Annotated in this window: 22 protein-coding genes; 13 read left to right on the top strand and 9 right to left on the bottom strand. The window is 64.0% G+C overall.

Features of this window, described 5'->3' with window-relative positions; all coding sequences use genetic code 11:
* Nucleotides 1–47 precede the first annotated feature (47 nt).
* Nucleotides 48–1,175, top strand: coding sequence for an ATP-dependent DNA helicase (locus tag LB572_RS03325; protein WP_140807136.1), 1,128 nt, complete (start codon nt 48–50; stop codon nt 1,173–1,175).
* Between the two features lie 27 nt (nt 1,176–1,202).
* Here the strand turns inward: LB572_RS03325 and LB572_RS03320 are convergent, their stop codons facing one another.
* Nucleotides 1,203–1,601 (bottom strand): STAS/SEC14 domain-containing protein, encoded by a 399-nt coding sequence (locus LB572_RS03320; RefSeq protein WP_140807135.1) that lies wholly within the window; start codon nt 1,599–1,601, stop codon nt 1,203–1,205.
* Nucleotides 1,602–1,709: 108 nt separating this feature from the next.
* On the opposite strand from LB572_RS03320, the gene LB572_RS03315 reads away from it, so the two are divergent.
* From LB572_RS03315 to LB572_RS03300, 4 genes are all read left to right on the top strand, one after another.
* The gene (locus tag LB572_RS03315; protein ID WP_224666709.1) at nt 1,710–2,450 is read left to right on the top strand and encodes a pyridoxine 5'-phosphate synthase; all 741 of its coding nucleotides are present in this window, start codon (nt 1,710–1,712) and stop codon (nt 2,448–2,450) included.
* Between the two features lie 86 nt (nt 2,451–2,536).
* Nucleotides 2,537–4,450, top strand: coding sequence for a potassium transporter Kup (locus LB572_RS03310; protein WP_224666708.1), 1,914 nt, complete (start codon nt 2,537–2,539; stop codon nt 4,448–4,450).
* Nucleotides 4,451–4,596: 146 nt separating this feature from the next.
* Complete coding sequence (locus LB572_RS03305; protein WP_224666707.1) at nt 4,597–6,513, top strand: potassium transporter Kup; 1,917 nt, start codon at nt 4,597–4,599, stop codon at nt 6,511–6,513.
* Between the two features lie 84 nt (nt 6,514–6,597).
* Nucleotides 6,598–7,638, top strand: a complete 1,041-nt coding sequence (locus LB572_RS03300) for an SDR family oxidoreductase (RefSeq protein WP_224666706.1) — start codon at nt 6,598–6,600, stop codon at nt 7,636–7,638.
* Nucleotides 7,639–7,683: 45 nt separating this feature from the next.
* Here LB572_RS03300 and LB572_RS03295 read toward each other — a convergent pair whose 3' ends face one another.
* On the bottom strand, nt 7,684–8,574 hold the full coding sequence (locus LB572_RS03295) for an SDR family oxidoreductase (protein WP_224666705.1): 891 nt from the start codon (nt 8,572–8,574) through the stop codon (nt 7,684–7,686).
* A gap of 168 nt (nt 8,575–8,742) precedes the next feature.
* Here LB572_RS03295 and LB572_RS03290 point away from each other — a divergent pair, with 168 nt between their 5' ends.
* Nucleotides 8,743–9,153 carry a winged helix-turn-helix transcriptional regulator gene (locus tag LB572_RS03290; RefSeq protein WP_224666704.1) on the top strand — a complete coding sequence of 137 codons (411 nt, stop codon included), beginning with the start codon at nt 8,743–8,745 and terminating at the stop codon, nt 9,151–9,153.
* Between the two features lie 79 nt (nt 9,154–9,232).
* Nucleotides 9,233–10,462, top strand: a complete 1,230-nt coding sequence (locus LB572_RS03285) for an FAD-dependent oxidoreductase (protein WP_224666703.1) — start codon at nt 9,233–9,235, stop codon at nt 10,460–10,462.
* Here the strand turns inward: LB572_RS03285 and LB572_RS03280 are convergent.
* Together LB572_RS03280 and LB572_RS03275 are read right to left on the bottom strand one after the other, a co-directional pair.
* Complete coding sequence (locus LB572_RS03280) at nt 10,416–11,135, bottom strand: glutathione S-transferase family protein (RefSeq protein WP_224666702.1); 720 nt, start codon at nt 11,133–11,135, stop codon at nt 10,416–10,418. The genes LB572_RS03285 and LB572_RS03280 overlap by 47 nt on opposite strands.
* A gap of 1 nt (nt 11,136) precedes the next feature.
* The gene (locus LB572_RS03275; RefSeq protein WP_224666701.1) at nt 11,137–11,442 is read right to left on the bottom strand and encodes a Rieske (2Fe-2S) protein; all 306 of its coding nucleotides are present in this window, start codon (nt 11,440–11,442) and stop codon (nt 11,137–11,139) included.
* Nucleotides 11,443–11,538: 96 nt separating this feature from the next.
* Between LB572_RS03275 and LB572_RS03270 the strand changes: the two genes are divergently transcribed.
* From LB572_RS03270 to ilvC, 3 genes are all read left to right on the top strand, one after another.
* On the top strand, nt 11,539–11,994 hold the full coding sequence (locus LB572_RS03270; RefSeq protein WP_224666700.1) for a MarR family winged helix-turn-helix transcriptional regulator: 456 nt from the start codon (nt 11,539–11,541) through the stop codon (nt 11,992–11,994).
* A 266-nt stretch (nt 11,995–12,260) separates the two neighbouring features.
* Entirely contained in the window at nt 12,261–12,911 is a 651-nt protein-coding gene (locus LB572_RS03265) for a TetR/AcrR family transcriptional regulator (protein ID WP_224666699.1), read from the top strand.
* Nucleotides 12,912–12,937: 26 nt separating this feature from the next.
* Entirely contained in the window at nt 12,938–13,957 is a 1,020-nt protein-coding gene (ilvC, locus tag LB572_RS03260) for a ketol-acid reductoisomerase (RefSeq protein ID WP_140807124.1), read from the top strand.
* Nucleotides 13,958–14,043: 86 nt separating this feature from the next.
* Here ilvC and LB572_RS03255 read toward each other — a convergent pair whose 3' ends face one another.
* Both LB572_RS03255 and LB572_RS03250 read right to left on the bottom strand, forming a co-directional pair.
* On the bottom strand, nt 14,044–14,328 hold the full coding sequence (locus tag LB572_RS03255) for a PilZ domain-containing protein (RefSeq protein ID WP_140807123.1): 285 nt from the start codon (nt 14,326–14,328) through the stop codon (nt 14,044–14,046).
* A gap of 171 nt (nt 14,329–14,499) precedes the next feature.
* Nucleotides 14,500–15,078, bottom strand: a complete 579-nt coding sequence (locus LB572_RS03250) for a BA14K family protein (RefSeq protein WP_224666698.1) — start codon at nt 15,076–15,078, stop codon at nt 14,500–14,502.
* Nucleotides 15,079–15,244: 166 nt separating this feature from the next.
* Here LB572_RS03250 and LB572_RS03245 point away from each other — a divergent pair, with 166 nt between their 5' ends.
* Nucleotides 15,245–16,357: an endonuclease/exonuclease/phosphatase family protein gene (locus LB572_RS03245; RefSeq protein ID WP_140807121.1), complete on the top strand. Its 1,113-nt coding sequence runs from the start codon at nt 15,245–15,247 to the stop codon at nt 16,355–16,357.
* Between the two features lie 5 nt (nt 16,358–16,362).
* Nucleotides 16,363–17,088, top strand: a complete 726-nt coding sequence (locus LB572_RS03240; RefSeq protein WP_224666853.1) for a hypothetical protein — start codon at nt 16,363–16,365, stop codon at nt 17,086–17,088.
* Between the two features lie 29 nt (nt 17,089–17,117).
* Here the strand turns inward: LB572_RS03240 and LB572_RS03235 are convergent, their stop codons facing one another.
* On the bottom strand, nt 17,118–18,194 hold the full coding sequence (locus tag LB572_RS03235; RefSeq protein WP_224666697.1) for a 1-aminocyclopropane-1-carboxylate deaminase: 1,077 nt from the start codon (nt 18,192–18,194) through the stop codon (nt 17,118–17,120).
* A 147-nt stretch (nt 18,195–18,341) separates the two neighbouring features.
* Between LB572_RS03235 and LB572_RS03230 the strand changes: the two genes are divergently transcribed.
* On the top strand, nt 18,342–18,818 hold the full coding sequence (locus tag LB572_RS03230; protein ID WP_140807119.1) for an Lrp/AsnC family transcriptional regulator: 477 nt from the start codon (nt 18,342–18,344) through the stop codon (nt 18,816–18,818).
* Nucleotides 18,819–18,851: 33 nt separating this feature from the next.
* On the opposite strand, the gene LB572_RS03225 is transcribed toward LB572_RS03230, so the two are convergent.
* Both LB572_RS03225 and LB572_RS03220 read right to left on the bottom strand, forming a co-directional pair.
* Entirely contained in the window at nt 18,852–20,069 is a 1,218-nt protein-coding gene (locus LB572_RS03225; RefSeq protein ID WP_140807118.1) for an ABC transporter permease, read from the bottom strand.
* On the bottom strand, nt 20,066–20,773 hold the full coding sequence (locus tag LB572_RS03220) for an ABC transporter ATP-binding protein (RefSeq protein WP_224666696.1): 708 nt from the start codon (nt 20,771–20,773) through the stop codon (nt 20,066–20,068). Before LB572_RS03220 ends, LB572_RS03225 begins: the two co-directional genes overlap by 4 nt.

Here is a 20,773-nt window from a genome sequence, read left to right as displayed (position 1 = left end):
TTGCGGCCAACCTTGTCTTTCGTCAGCGAATCCGGTCTGTCGCACTGATGGAATTTTCTCCCCAACAGGATGAGGCGCTGAAAGCGGTCGGGCGCTGGCTCAAGGAGGGCCGGCCGCAGGTCTTCCGGCTGTTCGGCTATGCCGGCACCGGCAAGACGACGCTGGCGCGCTATTTCGCCGAGCATGTCGACGGGCAGGTGCAGTTCGCTGCCTTCACCGGCAAGGCGGCCCAGGTGCTGCGCTCGAAGGGAGCGACCAACGCCCGCACCATCCATTCGCTGATCTATAGGCCGAAGGGGGAAGAATCGGTCGCGGACGAGGTGACCGGCAAGACCTCGATGTCGCCGACCTTTTCGCTCAACCGGCAAAGCCCGATATCGCGTGCGAAGCTCGTCGTCATCGACGAATGCTCGATGGTCGACGAGCAGCTCGGCCGCGACCTGCAGAGTTTTGGCACGCCAATCCTGGTGCTGGGCGATCCGGCGCAGCTGCCGCCGATCTCGGGTGGCGGCTTCTTCACCGAACACGAACCAGACGTGCTGCTGACCGAGATCCACCGCCAGGCGCGCGACAATCCGATCATCCGCCTCGCCCTCGACGTGCGCGAAGGCCGTGAATTCATGCATGGCGACTACGGCACGGCGCAGGTCATCGGCAGGGAAGGCGTCAACCAGGACCTCGTGCTCAAGGCCGATCAGGTGCTGGTCGGCACAAACCGCACGCGCCGGCGCTACAATCAAAGGCTGCGCGAGCTGAAGGGGTTCAATGCCGATTTTCCGCAGGCCGGCGACAAGCTGGTCTGCCTGCGCAACGATCCGGCCAAGGGGCTGCTCAACGGTTCGCTGTGGAAAGTGATGACCTCGTCGCGCGAGACGGTGAAGCCCGGCATCAATCTTCTGGTCTCGCCGGAAGAGGACGATCCCGACCGCGGCGTCGCCAAGATCAAGCTGCTCAAGGCGGCCTTCGAGGACCCGGATGCCGAAATCCCCTGGCAACAGAAGAAGCGTTTCGACGATTTCGACTATGGCTACGCGCTGACCGTGCACAAGGCGCAGGGCTCGCAGTGGAACGACGTCGTGCTGTTCGACGAAAGCTGGGCCTTCAAGGAAACCAGGCAGCGCTGGCTCTATACCGCCATTACCCGCGCCGCCGAGCGGCTGACTGTGGTACGCTAGGGGCGTCGGGGTTCAGGAGAGGCTGGCCTAATCCGTCGGCCTTGCGCCAAGCCACTGCCAGGCGGCCTCCTCGTCGTCGACATCGAAGCGTCTGAATTCGAAGGGCGGCGTCTTGGGAAAAACGCCGGTGACGAGAGCGGCCCAACCCGGCTCGCCGATGGCCGCGCAGCGCACGACATGTTGCATCGCGTCGGCAACGCCCTGACGCAGCGTGTCCTTGGAAATATTGGCCCAGTCCACGCTTTCCTCGTCGGTCAGCCTGACCAGCACGTCGATCCTCGGATGCAGCGCGTAGGCGGCCTCCAGCAGGCCGAACAGATTTTCCGCATCGGCCGGCGAGACGTCGCCGACGACGTCAATGGCGAAAAGCGCGTCGCGATTGGTTTCGATGCGGCGGATCGCCGGCACGGCTTCGAGGAAATTCACTGATAGATCCTTACGTTAGCCTCCATCTATCCCCTGGAACACGCGAAACCCTCTATCTGTTCCCGTCAAAGACGGTATAGATGCGCGCCGATCCACTGGACCCAGCTCATGCCCGCCAAGCTTTCGGTCAATCTCAACGCCGTCGCCATGCTGCGCAACCGCCGCGACCTGCCATGGCCGAGCGTCACCGGACTTGGCCGCATCGCCCTTGCCGCCGGCGCGCATGGGCTGACGGTGCATCCGAGGCCAGACGAGCGGCACACCAGGCATTCCGACCTGCCGGAGATCAGGGCGCTGATCGACGACGAATTTCCGGGCGCCGAGTTCAACATCGAAGGCTATCCGACCGAGGATTTCCTGGCGCTTGTCGAGAAAACCCAGCCCGAGCAGGTGACGCTGGTGCCGGACGACCCGGCGCAGGCGACTTCGGACCATGGCTGGAACTTCGTCGCCCAGGCGGCGTTCCTCACTCCGATCGTCAAGCGGCTGAAGAAAGGCGGGTTCCGCGTGTCGTTGTTTTCCGATGCGGCTCCGGACGCGGTCAATGCGGCTCGCGACACCGGCGCCGACCGCATCGAGCTCTATACCGGCCCCTATGGCGGCTTCCATTCCGATTCCGCAAAGGCGGCGAAAGAACTGGAAAGATTGGGAAAAACCGGGGACGCTGCATTCAAGGCCGGGCTCGGCGTCAATGCCGGCCACGATCTGACCGTGCAAAACCTGCCGGCACTGGCCAAGCGCATTCCGGCATTGGCCGAAGTATCGATCGGACACGGGTTGACAGCCGATGCGCTGGAGTATGGCATGGCCGGCACGGTCGGGCGGTTCTTGAAGGCCTGCGGATGGTAGGGCGCCTTGCGTAGTTTCGGCAGTCTTGGTGCGTCCCGCGCGTTGCGGCGGCCTCGGAGCGTGACGAATCCGGTGAAGTGGGGTTCATGGTGCTAGCCAACGCCAGCGAGACGGAATCCCTCGAACGCCCGGGCCATGCCGAGACCGAACGGCAGCAGAGCACCAAGGTGCTGATGCTTGGCGCGCTGGGCGTCGTCTACGGCGATATCGGCACAAGCCCGATCTACGCCTTTCGCGAGGCGCTGCATGCCTCGTCGAGCTCGGTCGCCCGCCATGACGTGCTGGGCGTCCTGTCGTTGATCGTGTGGGCGCTCACCATCATCGTCACGATCAAATATGTCGCCTTCGTGCTCAGGGCCGACAACAAGGGCGAGGGCGGCACGCTGTCGCTGATGGCGCTGGCGCGCAGCGCCTATCCTCCGGGCTCGCGTCTCATCCTGGTGATCGGCCTCTGCGGCGCGGCGCTGTTCTTCGGCGATTCGATCATCACGCCGGCGATCTCCGTGCTTTCGGCGGTCGAAGGCCTGGAAGTCGTCACGCCGGCGCTCGATGCCTACGTGGTTCCGATCACGCTGGTCATCCTGGCGGTGCTTTTCGCCGTGCAGCGTTTCGGCACGGGCAAGGTGGCAGCTGTGTTCGGGCCGGTGACCGCGACATGGTTCGTGGCGATCGGCGCGGCTGGCCTCTACCACATCGTCGACGATCCATCCGTTTTCCTGGCGATCAATCCGTATTACGCGCTCTATTATCTCGCCACCACGCCGACGGGCGCCTTCGTCACCGTCGGCGCCGTGTTCCTGGCGGTCACCGGCGCCGAGGCGCTCTATGTCGACCTCGGCCATTTCGGCCGCAAGCCGATCGTGATGGCCTGGTTCGCAATCGTTTTCCCTTGCCTGCTGTTGAATTATTTCGGGCAGGGCGCGTTCGTGCTCTCGCATGGCGGCAAGCCCACCAACCCGTTCTTCCAGATGCTGCCCGAATGGGCGCTGATGCCGATGGTGGGCCTGGCGACGGCAGCCACGGTCATCGCCAGCCAGGCGGTCATTTCCGGCGCTTTTTCGCTGACAAGGCAGGCGGTGCAGCTCAACATTCTGCCCCGCATCGAGGTGCAGCACACATCCGAGATGCAGCGCGGCCAGATCTACATGCCGAGGGTCAACCTGCTCGTCGCGCTCGGCGTGATGCTTCTGGTCGTCGGTTTCGGCAGCTCGAGCGCGCTGGCGTCCGCCTACGGCATTTCGGTGACGGGCGAGATGCTGATGACGACGATTCTCCTGTTCGTCGTCATGCGCTGGCTCTGGAAATGGCAGGTTGCGGCCGCATTGGCATTGGCCATGCTGTTCGGCGTCATCGATCTCGGCTTCTTCTCGGCCAATGTCGTCAAGATCGTCGAGGGCGGCTGGGTGTCGATCACCGTCGCCTGCCTCATGGGGCTGATCATGTGGACCTGGATCCGCGGCACCCGCTATTTGTTCGACAAGACGCGCCGCAACGAGATCCCGCTCGATTTCCTGGCGGCGAACCTCTTGAAGAAGAAGCCGCAGCTGGTCTCGGGCACCGCTGTGTTCCTGACCAGCGATCCGCTGAGTGCGCCGACGGCGCTGATGCACAGCCTGAAACACTACAAAGTGCTGCACGAAAAGAACGTCATCCTGTCGGTGGTGACGGCGCCGCAGCCGGTGGTGCCCGACAGCGAGCGCGTCAAGATGGAGACGGTCAACGAGCTGTTCATGCGCGTGACGCTGACCTTCGGCTACATGGAGCAGCCCAACATTCCGCGGGCCCTGGCCATCTGCCGCAAGCAGGGCTGGAAGTTCGACATCATGACGACATCCTTCTTCCTGTCGCGACGCTCGCTGAAGGCGTCGCCCAATTCCGGCATGCCGGTCTGGCAGGACAGGCTGTTCATCAGCCTGGCACGCTCGGCGGCCGACGCTACCGAATATTTCCAGATTCCCACCGGGCGCGTGGTCGAGATCGGCACGCAGGTCGCCATCTGACGACGCCGATTTTTTCCGGATGAAGAGGCCCGGCCGTTCCGTAACTGAAAGCCGTGCGTCGGCGGCATGGGAGCCCTCACGTCAGGGCACTTGATATTGCACCGCAGCAAGCGTAGAGCACCGCGCGTTTTATCGGAGTGTCGTCCATGGCCCTTGCCAATGGTGCTGAGGCAGAACCCGCCGACCAATCGAGCCACCCGGAAATCGAGCAGCACAGCACCAAGGTGCTGATGCTGGGCGCGCTCGGTGTCGTCTATGGCGATATCGGCACCAGCCCGATCTACGCGTTCCGCGAGGCGCTGCATGCTTCCTCAGGCGGCGACGTCGCCAATCGCGCGGACATTCTGGGTGTGCTGTCGCTGATCATCTGGTCGCTGACGATAACGGTCACGGTCAAGTACATCATGTTCGTGTTGCGCGCCGATAACCGCGGCGAGGGCGGCGTGCTGTCCTTGATGGCGCTGGCGCGCGGTACTTTCCCGACACGTTCGGCGATCGTGCTCGGCATCGGCATCGTGGGAGCATCGCTGTTCTTCGGCGACGCGGTCATCACGCCCGCCATCTCCGTGCTGTCGGCGGTCGAAGGCATGAATGTCGTCACGCCGGCCTTCCAGCCCTATGTCGTGCCGCTGACCCTTTTGATCCTTGCGATGCTGTTTGCGGTCCAGCGCTTCGGCACCGGCGGCGTGGGCCTGGTTTTCGGCCCGGTCACCGCCATCTGGTTTCTCGCCATCGGCCTGTCCGGCCTCAATCACATCATCGACGATCCGGAAATCCTGTGGGCAATCAGCCCACATTACATCGTGGCCTTCTTCATCAATTCGCCCGACGTGTCCTTTGTCACTGTCGGCGCAGTGTTCCTGGCCGTCACCGGCGCCGAGGCGCTCTACGCCGACCTCGGTCATTTCGGTCGCAAGCCGATCGTTCTGGCATGGCTGGCGATCGTATTCCCGTGCCTGCTTTTGAATTATGCCGGGCAAGGCGCCTATGTGCTCGCCAAGGGCGGCACGGTCGGCCACCCGTTCTTCGAGATGAACGAGGGCTGGGCGCTTATCCCGATGGTGGTGCTGGCGGCGGCGGCAACGGTCATCGCCAGCCAGGCGGTGATCTCCGGCGCCTATTCGCTGACGAGACAGGCGGTGCAGCTCAACATGCTGCCGCGGCTCGAAATCCTGCACACGTCGGAGAAACAGTCGGGCCAGGTTTATATGCCGCGCGTCAACATGCTGATCGCGCTGGTCGTGATGATGCTGGTGGTCGGTTTCGGCGAATCCAGCAAGCTCGCCTCGGCCTATGGCATCTCGGTCACCGGCAACATGCTGGTGACGACGACGCTGCTGTTCATCGTCATGACCCGCATCTGGAAATGGAACATCTGGCCGGCCGCCGCACTGACGGCGGTGTTCGCCTTCATCGACATCGGCTTCTTTGCCTCCAACATCGTCAAGGTGTTCGAGGGCGGCTGGGCTTCGCTTGCGGTCGCCTTCGCCATCATCCTCGGCATGTGGACCTGGGTCCGCGGCAGCCGCTATTTGTTCGACAAGACCCGCCGCAACGAGATCCCGCTCGATTTCCTGGCAGGGAATCTCCTGAAGAAGAAACCGCAACTGGTCTCGGGCACCGCCGTGTTCCTGACCAGCGATCCGCTGAGCGCGCCGACCGCGCTGATGCATAGCCTGAAGCACTACAAGGTGCTGCACGAGAAGAACGTCATCCTGTCGGTGGTGACGGCGCCGCAACCGGTGGTGCCCGACAGCGAGCGCGTCAAGCTGGAAACGGTCAACGAGTTGTTCATGCGCGTGACGCTGACCTTCGGCTATATGGAGCAGCCCAACATTCCGCGCGCCCTGGCCATCTGCCGCAAGCAGGGCTGGAAGTTCGACATCATGACGACGTCCTTCTTCCTGTCGCGTCGCTCGTTGAAGGCGTCGCCCAATTCCGGCATGCCGATCTGGCAGGACAGGCTGTTCATCGGCCTGGCGAAGACGGCAGCGGATGCGACGGAGTATTTCCAGATTCCCACCGGGCGCGTGGTGGAGATTGGCACGCAGGTCGCGATCTGACAGACTGCGCCGCACAGGCTGACGTCACGCAATTCCGGATGGAAGACGCAGTTTTCCAGGGATCGCTTTCGAAAGGGGCGGGGCATGGGCGGCGAGTTGGTGCTTGTGACCGGCGGGTCCGGCTTTCTTGGCGCTCATTGCATCCTTGCGGCGTTGAACGCGGGCTACCGCGTGCGCACGACGGTGCGCTCGGCTAGGCGCGAAGCCGATGTTCTTGCCATGCTGAAGGTCGGCGGCGCCGAGCCGGGCGACGCGCTTTCCTTCGCTTATGCCGATCTCATCAGCGACAAGGGCTGGCCCGAAGCGGTCGCCGGATGCCGATACGTCCTTCATGTCGCTTCGCCGTTCCCGCCCGGCGTGCCGAAGCACGAGGACGAGCTGATCGTTCCGGCCAGGGAAGGGGCGTTGCGCGTGCTGCGGGCGGCGCGCGATGCCGGCGTCGAACGCGTCGTGCTCACCTCGTCCTTTGCCGCTATCGGCTATGGCCAGACACCGGTCGCGGGCCGTCCGTTCACGGAAGAGAACTGGACCGATCTGTCGCAGAAGGTCAGCGCCTATGTGAAGTCGAAGACGCTGGCCGAGCGCGCGGCCTGGGATTTCATCGATCGCGAAGGCGGATCACTGCAATTGGCCGTCGTCAATCCGGTCGGCATCTTCGGGCCGGTCCTGGGGCCGGATCATTCGACCTCGACGGATTTCATCAGGCGCCTGATGGATGGCGAGATGCCCGGCCTGCCGCGCATGGTGTTCGGCGTGGTCGACGTGCGCGACGTCGCGGACCTGCATCTGCGCGCCATGACCAATCCCGCCGCCCGGGGCCAGCGGTTCCTGGCCATCAGCGGCGACTTCATGACGATGCTGGAGATCGCGCGGACGCTGAAGGCGCGGCTGGGCAACGCGGGATCGCGCATCACGACCAGAGTGCTGCCGGACTGGCTGGTCCGGATCGTCGGGATGTTCGATGGGCAGGCGGCCCAGATCGTGACGGAGCTGGGCAAGCCGAGGAACGCCACGAGCGCCAAGGCCACGCGCATGCTGGGCTGGACGCCGCGATCGCGCGAGGATGCGCTGGTTGCCACCGCGGAAAGCCTGGTCCGGCTTGGGTTGCTCAAGAAGGCGAAGTAGCGCGGCGACAGGCAGGATAAGGCCTCCCGCCGCGCAGAAAGATATTCAACCAGCCAGCTTGGCCTTGTTGGCTTCCAAAAACCGCTGGAGCGACAGGGACTTCCGGCCAGACAGTTTCTCGACGGCATCGGTCACCATGCCGAGGCCGCCGGCCCGCGTGGCGGCGTCGAAGGAGACGAGAAGCCGGGCGATAGGCTCGGGCAGGCCTGCCGCCTTCATGCCTTCTGTCAGCGCTTCGTCCGAGAGTTGCACGACCTCGATCGGTTTGCCGGTGACTTCGGTGACCAGGGCGGCAACTTCGGCGACGGTGTAGGCTTTCGGGCCGGTCAGCGTGTAGGTGGTGCTTTGATCGGAGGCCAAGGCCAGCCCGCCAGCGATCGCCGCCGCCATGTCGTCGCGCGCGCAATAGGAGATCCGGCCATCGCCCGCCGAAGTATACCAGTGTCCCGACGCTAGGGTCTGCGGCAGCGACATGAACAGGTTCTCATCATACCAGCCGTCGCGGAAGAATGTGTAGGGTATGCCGGCCGCCTTGATTGCCTGCTCGGTATCGTAGTGGTCGGGCGCGAACAGGATTGGCGAGCCCGGCTCCGGATCGGGCAGCGAGGTGTAGAGTAAGTGGGCGACGCCCGCCTGTTTGGCTGCGGCGACGGCGGCAAGCTGCTGCTCGCGCCGCTTCCCCTGGATCACCAGTTCGCTGGTCGAGATGATGAGCACGCGGCTGGCGCCCGCGAAAGCCTGGGCGAGTGACGCCGTGTCGTCGAAATTGGCTTCCCGGACTGCGACGCCGCGCCCGGCAAGCTCGGCAAGGTTCGCCGGCGTGCGCGTGGTGGCGATGATGCGTTCCGCTGGAACCTTGAATGTGTTCAGCAGATGATTGATGACGGCTCGGCCAAGATGGCCGGAAGCGCCGGTGACGAGAAGGGTTTCGGACATTGGGGATCCCTTGAATTGCCAAGAGGCGGGTCGAGTTGAGTGGTCTCAAAAAGAGACCAGCACTAAAATAGGAATTGACCTCGAGCCGTAAAGAAGGCAGTTTTTCGGGAGGTAGGCACAGCCGGGGAACCACCTGGGTGGCCGAGTTTTCGATCAGCGGATGTCGCCATGGACAGCAAGATCTTCAATCTGAAAGCCAAGCTCGAGGTCTATAAGGCCATGACGAATGGCGCCAATTTCGCCGACTGCCCGGTCCGCGACGTCATCCAGGGCATCAGCGGCAAGTGGAGTTCGCTGCTGGTCATGGCGCTGGCCGAGAAGCCATATCGCTTCGGTGAGTTGCGTCGCCTAGTCCCCGACATTTCGCAGCGCATGCTGACTCAAACGCTCCACGACCTGCAGCGCGACGGCTATGTGCATCGCGAAGTGTTCCCGACCAAGCCGCCGAGCGTCGAATACAGCCTGACCGACCTCGGACGATCGATGTTCGACCCGCTCTATCATCTCGTCCAATGGGCCGAGCTCAATCATGACGCGGTGCGCAACGCGCGCGCCGCCTTCGACGCCACCCAAGACTGATTTCCCGCTACAAGCGTCAAAGCGCCCGATTGATCCGGCGCGTTCCACGCGGGATTGTCCCCGCCGGTTCGGGGGGGCGATGGGCAAGTCTTACGAGATCGCGATTGCAGGCGCCGGTCCGGCCGGGCTGGCGGCAGCGCTCTACCTTAAGCGGGCCGGGCATAAGGTCACCGTTTTCGAGCGCTTCGATGTGCCGAAGCCGGTCGGTTCCGGCCTCATCCTGCAGCCGACCGGGCTGACCGTGCTTGCCGATCTCGGCCTGCTCGACGAGATCCTGTCGCTGGGCAGCCGCATCGAGCGGCTGCACGGCACCGACGCCGGCAGCGGCCGCACGGTGCTCGAAGTCCGCTACGACGCGCGGCGCGGCCGTCGTTTCGGCCTCGCCGTGCATCGGGCGGCGCTGTTCGGGGTGCTCTATCGCGCTGCCTTGCGCGAAGCGATCGCCATCGAAACCAATGTCGAGGTCGAGAGGCTGGAGACGGCTGAGCGCGCGATGCTCGTCTGCGGCGACGGCAGGCGGCTCGGGCCGTTCGACCTCATCGTCGATGCCAGCGGCGCGCGCTCGAAGCTGCGGCATTATCTCGGCGATGCCGCAATGCCGCGGCCGCTCGCCTATGGAGCATTCTGGGCGTCGCTCGGCTGGCGGGACGGCTTCGACAAACGCGCGCTGCTGCAGCGCTACGACAAGGCAAGCGTCATGGTCGGCGTGCTGCCGATCGGCCGGCCGGAGGGGGGCGCGGAAGACATGGCGGCTTTCTTCTGGAGCCTCAAGCCGGGCGACGCGGAACAGGTGAAGGCGAAGGGCCTGGGTGCCTGGAAGGCGAGGGTGGTTTCGGTGTGGCCTGAGTGCGAGGCCTTCACCAGCCAGATCGACAGTTTCGAGCAGCTCTCGCTCGCCCGTTACGGCCACCACACGATGTCGCTGCCCGCCGGCCGGCGGCTTGCCGTCATCGGCGACGCCGCGCATTCGACCAGCCCGCAACTCGGGCAAGGCGCGAACATGGCGCTGCTCGACGCGGCGGCGGTCAGCCACGCGCTGGCGCAAGCGAAAAGCGTCGAGCACGCGCTGGAGACCTATGCGAGCGCGCGCCGTTGGCATGTGCGCGTCTTCCAAGCGCTGTCGCTGTCGCTGACCCCGTTCTACCAGTCGGACTCCGCGGCCCTGCCCTTTGTCCGCGACCGCATGGTGGCGGCACTGGCGAGGATCCCGCCGGGGCCGCAATTCCTCGCCGCCATGGTCGCCGGAACCGTGATCGACCCGTTCAGGCGGATCGGGCTTGCGGAACTGCAATGGCCTGCAGCCGAATGACCCCGGACATGTAGGATCTTTTTGCCAGCAGGAAGGCATGCAGCCGCTGCGGATAGTCCGCGCTGACCGCCTCCTTGACCGATTGCCGCCTGCTCAAGGCCGCGCGCCAGGCCTGGACGAGCGGCTTGCCGTCGAGGATACCGAAATCGCCGATACGGTCGAAGGTGTCGAAATAGCGGAAGATCGGCCCGTAGACGGCATCGACCAGCGAGAAGCGCCCGCCGGCGAACCACGAACCGCTTTGCCTTGCCGACAGTTCTGCTTCCAGACGTGAAAACATGTCGGACAAACCTCTGCTTTCATGGAGGAAAGCGGCCTCGTCGGCAGCGGAATAGAGGCGGCCGATGGCGTTGAGGATGGCCGAGCCGAATTCGATCCAGGCGCGATGCCTGGCTCGCGCCAGCGGATCGGCCGGGTGCAAGGGATTGGCCTCGGTCTCCTCGAGGAATTCGAGGATGACGGCGGATTCGAAAATCACTTCCTCCGGATGGTCATGCCGGACGCGGAGCAGCGGCACCTTGCCGAGCGGCGAGACGGCCTTGAACCATTCCGGCTTGTTGGAAAGGTCGACATGGACCCGCTCGAACGCCACGCCTTTCTCGGCAAGCGAGATCGCGGCGCGCTGGACGTAGGGGCACAAATGATGGCTGACGAGGGTGAGCGTTGCGGTCATTTCACTCTCCCCAGACATAGTTGAGCGCGTCGTCTTCAATGCGGGTCGACAGGAACAACAGGCGCGAGCCCTTCGGCGCCGGCCCTTCGAGACGCTCGCCGTTATCCATGTCGAATTTCGCGCCATGCCACTGGCAGACGAATGCACCGTCCTTGCAGTCCAGCGATCCTCCGAAATGCAGGCAGACATTGGCCGCGGCGCGGATGCGCTCGCCGCTGCGCCAGACATGGACCTCACGGCCGAAGAAGGGCGCGATCAGGCTGCCGGTTCGCGGGATATCGGCGATCTTGCAGATTTCATGTTTCATCGGAGAGTTCCTTGTCGATGCAATTGCATCTATATGAATGCAAATGCATCGATCGTCAAGCTTGATGCAACTGCATCTATCCAATAGGCTGCGCCGATGACGAAGAAATCCCCATCACCCGAGGCCATCGCCGCCTGGGCGCGCCTCGTGCGCGTCTCGCGTCAATTGGTCGAAAGGATCGAGGATGCGCTCAAGGCAAACGGCTTGCCGCCGCTCGCCTGGTACGACGTGCTGCACGAGCTTGCCGAAGCGGGCGAGGGGGGCCTTCGGCCGTTCGAGCTGACCGATCGCGTGCTGTTGGCGCAGTATGGCGTCTCGAGGCTGCTGGCCCGGCTGGAAGTGGATGGCCTGATTGAAAAGCTGCCTGTCTCCGACGATGGCCGCGGGCAGACCGTTCGCATCACGGCAAGCGGGCGTGAGATGCGCCGCCGCATCTGGGCGATCTATGGCGCTTCCATCGCCGAGCGATTGGGCGACAGGCTTTCAGTCCAGGACCTGAAGACATTGGCCAGCCTGCTCGGGCGGCTGCGGGATCCGCCGACCAGCGCTTAGTTCCCCAGCACGGGGATTTGACCGGTTGTCAGCGTTGGCAGGGGGGAGGCCTTGGAGATTGGCCGAAACGCCCACTCTCCAAGGTGTGTGACCTGCCAACACAAACATACGACCGGTGTGTTGGGGGAACCTATTGCGAGGTCTTCTTCCGCCCCTGCCGTCCTGATTTTCGACAATGGCCCCTTGCATCGGAAACCGGAATGCGCCATAAGCCGAACCGTAACGTACGGTACGCCTTGAATACGCATTCGGAATTGGGAACAGCGGTGTTGCAGCCAGCGGAGATCGATACGAGCGAAGCGCTCACCGAGCGGCAGCAGGCCGTTCTCGACGCGGCGCTCCGCCTGTTGGTCGAGGAGGGCGACAACCTGACCATGACGGCGGTGGCGCGGCGGGCAAGCTGTTCCAAGGAAACGCTCTACAAATGGTTCGGCGACCGCGATGGCCTGCTAACGGCGACGGTGCAGTGGCAGGCGTCCAAGGTGCGTGTGGCGGCCATCGACCGTGAAAGACTGGATATCGGTTCGCTCACGGCGAGCCTGGACCGTTTCGCTTCGGATTGGCTGAAGGTTATCTCCAGCGACACTTCGATCGCGCTGAACCGTGTGGCAGTCAGCCATGCCGGTTCCGGCAAGGACGATCTCGGCGCGATCGTGCTGCAGAATGGCCGCTTCGCGCTTGCCAAGCGGCTGAAGCCGGTGCTTGAAGCAGGCCGGCAGGCCGGGCTGCTCGATTTCGAGGACGCCGAGACGGCGTTCCGGACCTTTTTCGGCCTGGTCGGCCGCGACGTGCAGATCCGTCTGCTGCTCGGCGACCGGGTGGAATCGACTGAGGCGGCGATCGGCGGCGATGCCCGCCGCGCGACGCAGCAGTTTCTCGCTCTCTTCGGAGCAAACAACCGGCTGCAAAGCCCCTGATTTTCAAAACGGGAAGGAAGACCAACATGCGTGTCTATTACGATCGTGACGCCGATCTCAATCTGATCAAGGGCAAGAAGGTCGCCATCATCGGCTATGGCAGCCAGGGCCGGGCGCATGCGCTCAACCTCAAGGATTCCGGCGCCAAGGAGATCGCCATCGGTCTCAAGGCCGGTTCCGCCACCGCCAAGAAGGTCGAGGCCGACGGCCTCAAGGTCATGAGCGTGGCCGACGCCGCCAAATGGGCCGACCTGATGATGATGGCGACGCCCGACGAATTGCAGGCCGATATCTACAAAAACGAGATCGCGCCGAACATCCGCGACGGCGCCGCGATCGCCTTCGCGCACGGCCTCAACGTGCATTTCGGCCTGATCGAGCCCAAGGCTTCAGTCGACGTCGTCATGATCGCGCCGAAGGGCCCGGGCCACACCGTGCGCGGCGAATACCAGAAGGGCGGCGGCGTGCCGTGCCTGGTCGCCGTCAACCAGGACGCTTCGGGCAATGCGCTCGACCTCGCTCTGTCGTACGCCTGTGGCGTCGGCGGCGGTCGTTCAGGCATCATCGAGACCAATTTCCGCGAGGAATGCGAGACCGACCTGTTCGGCGAGCAGGTTGTGCTGTGCGGCGGCCTGGTCGAGCTGATCCGTGCCGGCTTCGAGACGCTGGTGGAAGCCGGCTACGCGCCGGAAATGGCCTATTTCGAGTGCCTGCACGAAGTGAAGCTGATCGTCGACCTGATCTATGAGGGCGGCATCGCCAACATGAACTACTCGATTTCGAACACCGCCGAGTGGGGCGAGTATGTCTCGGGTCCGCGCATCATCACCGCCGACACCAAGGCCGAGATGAAGCGCATCCTGAAGGACATCCAGACCGGCAAGTTCACCTCGGAATGGATGCAGGAATATCGCGCCGGTCTGTCGCGCTTCAAGGGCATCCGCCGCAACAACGACAGCCACCAGATCGAGGAAGTCGGTGCGAAGCTGCGCGCGATGATGCCGTGGATCGCCAAGAACAAGCTGGTCGACAAGGCGAAAAATTAATTCTCGACTTCCGTATGCATCTGACAAGGGCCGGCGGAGCGATCCGTCGGCCCTCTTTCTTTGCCAGGCAAGCCAATTGGTGCTGCTCAGCCGTAGTGCCAGTGCGGCTTGGGCTCAGTGCCGGTGAACTCGACGCCGATGCGATCCTCGCGGCGCCAGCGCACCACCGCCTTGTAGCCGATCCCGTCGACCGGCACATAGAGCAGGAATTCGTCCGGCACGCGTGCGTCGATCGGCACTTTCAACTCCGCGCCCTTCGAATGCATGTTGCGCACCGCGCATTTCACTTCGGAATTGTTGATGCCGGTCAGGATTGCGGCGCCCTTAAGCACGCGTTGCCTGTGTTGGTTTCTGTGTTCGTTTTCGGCCATGGCGGGCACGTCCTCGCACCCTGTTCGCGCGAATCGTCGTGTCGGGACATTGGCATGGCTGAATAGAAGCCGCCGATAAATTTAGGGTTATCGCCTATCGTAGCCACAGTTGCCGCAAAATAAAAACGGCGCCGCGAAGGGCGCCGTTTTTATGTCTGTGCTGGCGGCCGCTCACCTATAGGGCGACCAGCATTGCTTGCGTGGGCCATAGTTGGGCTGGAAAGTATTGTCCCAGGCGCGATACGACCGGTAGCGGTCGTAGCACCACCGGACATGCGCGCTGGAGAGCCGCTCGGTCCGGTAAATGCGCCGCGGCTGAGCGTAGCGCGGGTAGTAATCGTACTGATAGGGATCATAGTAGTTGCCATAGGCACTGCCCAAGCCTAGGCCGAGGCCCAGCCCAAGGATCGCCGCGTCGCCGCCACGGAAGTGCCGGCGGTGGTGGTGCCGCCAGCGCCAGTCGCCGCCGCCGTCCCATCGGCCACCATCCCAGTGGCGCGAGAAGCGACGATCGCCGCCACGCCATCTGAAGTCGCCGCCGCGGTTACGCCAGCGCCAGTCCTGGAAGTTGCCGCCGTTGTTGTTGCCGGCCCAGCCGGCGCGCACGGGAATAATATTCGGCGCGGCGGTGTTCGTCGCGACGCCGAGATCGGGCTGCAGGATTGGACCCGCGACCGATGGCGCCGTCACGCCGGCAACGAGGCCCAGGGCCAGGAGCCCGGATCTCAGGGAAGAAAAAAGCGGTTTCATCTCACTCTCCAAGGAGTAAAGGCCCCACGCCCAGCACACCCCGGGGAAAGGCCCATTGTTGGAACTTTCCGTCTGAACGGGGGATGAACGGAAAGGTTCCATCAACCATGACGAGCATTGGCCTGGCCCTTGTCTTCGCCATCGCTTGCAGGCAAAGGTCACGGCCATGTCGCTGCGCCTCGCCACCTTCAATGTCGAGAACCTGATGAACAGGTTCGATTTCTCGGGCTACCGCAACCAGCTCAATGAAGACCGCACGCTGGCGCTGTTCGACATCCAGAGCGAGGCGGAATACCGCATCCTCGAGCAGGCCCGCGCGATCGCCCAGTCCGATGACACCCGCCAGTTGACGGCGCTCGCCATCGCGGCCACCCGCGCGGACGTCATCTGCATGCAGGAGGTCGACAATATCGAGGCCCTGAAGGCTTTCGAATACGGCTATCTGTTCAAGATGGTCGGGCAGGGCTACCGGCAGAAATACACCACCGCCGGCAACGACACGCGCGGCATCGATGTCGCCGTGATGATGCGCAACGAGACCGCGCAGGGGCAGCCGATCGAGTTCGTGCGCATGACCAGCCACGCCTATGTCACCTTCGAGCAGTTCGGGCTGTTCACGCCGGAACTTGCCACGCTCGGCTACCTCGCCAATGAGCGTATCTTTCGCCGTGACTGCCTGGAGATCGACCTGCGGGTCGGCGGCGCGCCGTTGACGCTCTACCTCGTGCATTTCAAATCGATGGGTCCGCCGCGCAACGGGCTGGACGGCCGCCAGGCGTCAATGCCGCTGCGCATTGCCGAGGCGCAGGCGGTGCGCCGCATCATCGAGGAGCGTTTCGGCAAGGACCACGCCGCCGACAAGCGTTGGGCGGTCTGCGGCGACATGAACGATTATCGGCAGCGTGTGAAGATCGATGGCGACACCATCGACGGCTACCGTTTCGAGGTTGTCGACGAAGCCCGGTCCTCGATCGATGTGCTTACCGCCGGCGGCTTTTGCGAAAATGTCGTCGAGCGGCGGCCGGAGATGGACCGCTGGAGCTTCTACCACACGCGCGGCCCGGAGGAGCGGCATCTCTGCCAGCTCGACTATATCCTGCTGTCGAAGGCGCTGGCCGCGAAGAACGCCACAGCCGTTCCCGATATCATCCGCAACGGTCAGCCCTGGCGCACCATCTTTCCGCCCGGACAGGAGGTCGAGCGTTTTCCGCGCGCCGGCTGGGACAGGCCAAAGGCCTCCGATCACTGTCCGGTGGCGATCACCCTGGACATGGCGTGACCATCTTGAGTTTCGACCTGCCGCGCAACGTCATCCTGCCGGTCGATGCGGTCGACGTCCGCCTCGATCCCGGCCCGCATCCCTTCGTACTGGGCAACGCAGAGGCGATCGCCGAGAACTGGCGGCAGGAAATTGCGGCCAATCCGGCGCTGTTCGACGGCACCGTGGTGCTGCTTTCCGAACTTGCTTATCGAGACAATCGCCTCGTCGGCCGCTGCCATGCCGTGAACTATTCCACGTTCCTGCTGTGGCGCAAGCGGCGCGAGAATTCCGGCGCCGAGCACGCCTATGCGCACGCCGTGCTGGTGGCCGGCGACAATGCGCTGGTGGCGATCCGCATGGGGCCGCGCACGGTCAATGCCGGCCGCGTCTATTTCGCCGCCGGCTCGTTCGAGCCGATCGACTTTCGCGAGGGGCTGGTCGATGTCGACTTCAACATGATCCGCGAGGTGGGGGAGGAGACAGGGCTCGATCTTTCGACGGCCGAACGCGGACAGCGCTATTACGCGCTGTCGACGCCGAGCGGCACGGTGATCTTCCGTCGCTACCGCGTGGCCGAAACGGCCGACGATCTGGCGCGGCGCATCAGCGCCTTCGTCGCCACCGAGACGGACCCGGAGATCGAAGGCCCGGTCATCATCCGTAGTGCCGCCGATCTGCCCGACGGCTTGATGCCCCACATGAAGCCGCTGATCGAGTGGCATTTCGCCGACGGCAGCAAGGTTTCCTGACCTGCGGCATCGGTGCCGGCGGGTGCGCCCTATGGAAAGAGCGGCGGCAGCGCGTCGCGGTCATGCTGCGCGCCTTTCCGCGGGCCGCCGTCATCCTTGTAATAATAGCTGTAGCCGTTGATGGCCGGCGCGCCGCCGAGATGCGCATAGAGAATTCTCGATCCCTCCGGGAAGAAGCCTTTCCTGGTCAGATCGATCAGCCCCTGCATCGACTTTCCCTCGTAGACCGGGTCGGTGATCATCGCTTCGGTTCGGGCCGCCAGCCGGATCGCGTCATTCGTCTGTTCAGACGGAACGCCATAGGCGGGATAGGCATAGTCGGGATTGATGACGATCTCGTCCTCGCGCACGGCGCGGCCCAGCCCGATGAGAGCGGCGGTGTCGTCGACTATGCGGCGAACCTGCGCGCGGGTCTGGTCGAGCGTGCCGGAGGCGTCGATGCCGATCACCCGGTCGGCGCGATTTTGCGCGGCGAAGCCGACGATCATGCCGGCCTGCGTTGAGCCGGTCACGACGCAGACGATGATGTAGTCGAAGGCAAAGCCGAGCTCGCTCTCCTGCCTGGCGACCTCCTCGGCAAAGCCGACATAGCCTAGACCGCCGAACTTGTGCACCGAGGCGCCGGCGGGAATAGGATAGGGCCTGCCGCCCGCGTCCTTCACCGACTGGATCGCATCCTGCCAGCTTTTGCGGATGCCGATGTCGAAACCGTCTTCGACCAGCCGGCTGTCGGCGCCCATCAGCCGCGTCAGCAAGATGTTGCCGACCCGGTCATAGACCGCATCGTAGTGCGGCACCCATTTCTCCTGGATGACCACGCATTTCATGCCGATCTTGGCAGCCGTCGCGGCGACCATGCGGGTGTGGTTCGATTGCACGCCGCCGATCGACACCAGCGTGTCGGCGCCGGACGCAATCGCATCGGGCACGATGTATTCGAGCTTGCGCAATTTGTTGCCGCCCATGGCCAGCCCGGAATTGCAATCGTCACGCTTGGCGTAGACCTGCACTTTTCCGCCGAGCGCCGCGCTGAGGCGCGGCAGATGCTCGATCGGCGTCGGGCCAAAGGTCAGCGGATACCGTTCAAACTTGTCGAGAAGTGACATCGAGTTGCCTCCGCCGTGTTCGTTTTTCGATGCCCAGAGAATAGACGAACTGGGGCGAAAGGTGCTCTCGAAGAGGCCTCAGCTTTTTTGCATCTTTGCAACGAGTTGCGCTACATTTAGTTCAATCGTCCATAGAAGCAGGCAAAGATGGAAGAATCTTCCGACCAGACTTTTGATCGCATCGACATCAAGATCCTGCGGGCGCTTCAGGCCGAGGGGCGGCTGACCAACGCGGAGCTCGCGGCCCGCGTGAATGTCAGCGCCGCCACATGCCACCGGCGCACGCAACGCCTGTTCGAAGAAGGCTACATCACCGGGGTCAGGGCGGAGATCGCGCCGGCCGCGGTCGGGCTCGGCGCGCTGGTCATGGTCGGCGTCGTGCTCGACCGCTCGACACCCGAAAGCTTCGCCGCTTTCGAGGATGCCGCCCTCAAGCTCAAGGAGGTCCTGGACTGCAATCTGGTGGCCGGCGACTTCGACTATCTGTTGAAGATACGCGTGCGCGACATGGCGGATTTCAACAAGCTGCATGGCCAGAAGCTGATCGCGCTGCCTGGCGTTCGGCAAACCAGGACCTTCTTCGTCATGAAGGAGGTCAAGGAGAACGCGCGGCTGCCGTTTTGATGGTCCGCAGCCAAGGGGGCGGCAAATGCCGCCCTACTCGTGCCGCAGCGCGTCGATCGGGTCGAGCCTGGCGCCGCGCAGCGCCGGGAAGAAGCCGAACACCATGCCGATCAGCGCCGAAAAGCCGACAGCGAGCAGGATGACGGCCGGGCTCGGCGCAAAAGGTATTGTCAGCGCCATCGAGGCGAGGCCGGCCAGCGACAGGCCGATCAGGATGCCAATGATGCCGCCAAGCAGTGAGAGCACGGTCGCCTCGACCAGGAACTGGATGAGGATGTGTTTTTCATGCGCGCCGATCGCCAGCCTGATGCCGATCTCGCGTGTGCGCTCGGTGACCGACACCAGCATGATGTTCATGATGCCGATGCCGCCGACCAGGAGGCTGACGCCGGCGACGGCCCCGAGCATGCCGGTCATGGTGGTGGTGGCGCTGGTCATCGCGTCGGCGATCTGGGTCATGTCGCGGATGGCGAAATCGGGATCGCGGTCGGGCGTGATGCGGCGCGTGTCGCGCAAGATGTCCTCGACGCGCGGCTGCAACTCGGTGGTCGGCGTGCGGTCGTCGGCGGCGATATAGATGTTGTCGATGTCGCGGTTGCCGGCGATGCGGCGCTGATAGGCGTGCAGCGGCATCAGCACGACATTGTCCTGGTCCTGGCCGAAGCCGGTATAGCCCTTCGGCTCGAGCAGGCCGATGATCTTGCAGGAGGTACGGTTGACGCGGATGATCTCGCCCTCCGGATCGCCGGCGCCGAAGAATTGCTGGCGCACGGTTTCGCCGATCAGGCAGACACCGGCGCCGGCACGCGTTTCGGAATCGCTGAAGGGACGACCCGACACCAGTTTCCAGTCGCGGGCATCCAGATAAGCGCTGTCGGTGCCGGTCACGCCCGAAGTCAGGCTTTCGGTGCCGAAGATGACGCGGACCTGTTTTTGCGACGCCGGCGAAATGGCGCGCGCGCCGCTCAGATGCGCGTCGAGCGCGGTGATATCCTTTTCGGCCAGCGGCCGCACCGCCTGGTCGAGGCCTCCCGGTCCGCCGGGGCCTGCCGGCCGGCCGGCGCGTACGACGAGAAGGTTGCTGCCAAGCTTCGAGATATCGGCCTTGACCTTCTCCGTCGTGCCGGAGCCGATGGTGAGCATGGCGATGACGGCCGCGACGCCGATCACGATGCCAAGCAGCGTCAGGAACGAGCGCAGCACGTTGCGGCGGATCGAGCGCAGCGAGAGGCGAACGGTCTCCCAGATCATGCCGCTTCCTCCGCCTTCAAGGTATCGGAGGCGACATGGCCGTCGAGGAAACGGATGGTGCGGCCGGCATAGTCCGCAACATCGGCTTCATGCGTGACCATGACGATGGAAAGCCCGAGCCCGGCATTGAGCCGGGTCAGCAATTCCATGATCTCATGCGTGCGCGCGGTGTCGAGATTGCCGGTCGGTTCGTCGGCGACCAGCAGCGTCGGCCTGGTGACGATGGCGCGGGCGATCGCCACGCGCTGCTGCTGGCCGCCAGAGAGCTCGGCCGGGGTGTGGTGCTCGCGCCCGACCAGCCCGACCTCGGCCAGCGCCTGCATGGCCAGCTCGCGACGTTCGTGCGCGGCGACGCCGCGATAGATCAGCGGCAGCTCGACATTTTCCGCCGCCGTGGTGCGCGGCAGGAGATTGTAGCCCTGGAAGACGAAGCCGACATAGAGATTGCGCAAAAGCGCGCGGCGGTTGCGGTCGAGGCGGCCGGCATCGACGCCCATGAAGGAGTAGGTTCCGGCCGTCGGCGTATCGAGGCAGCCGATGATGTTCATGGCCGTCGACTTGCCCGAGCCGGAAGGACCCATGATGGCGACGAATTCGCCACGCCGGATGGCGAGATCGACGCCGGCCAGCGCGTGCACGCGGGCCTCGCCCTCGCCATAGCTTTTCCAGACCTTGTCGAACGTGATGAGCATGGGAGCCGACAT

Origin of the sequence: Mesorhizobium sp. BH1-1-5 (assembly GCF_020165615.1) — a bacterium.
Classification (GTDB): Bacteria; Pseudomonadota; Alphaproteobacteria; order Rhizobiales; family Rhizobiaceae; genus Mesorhizobium.
Note: the sequence above shows the minus strand (reverse complement) of the source record. Positions and strands in the feature narration are given on the sequence as shown.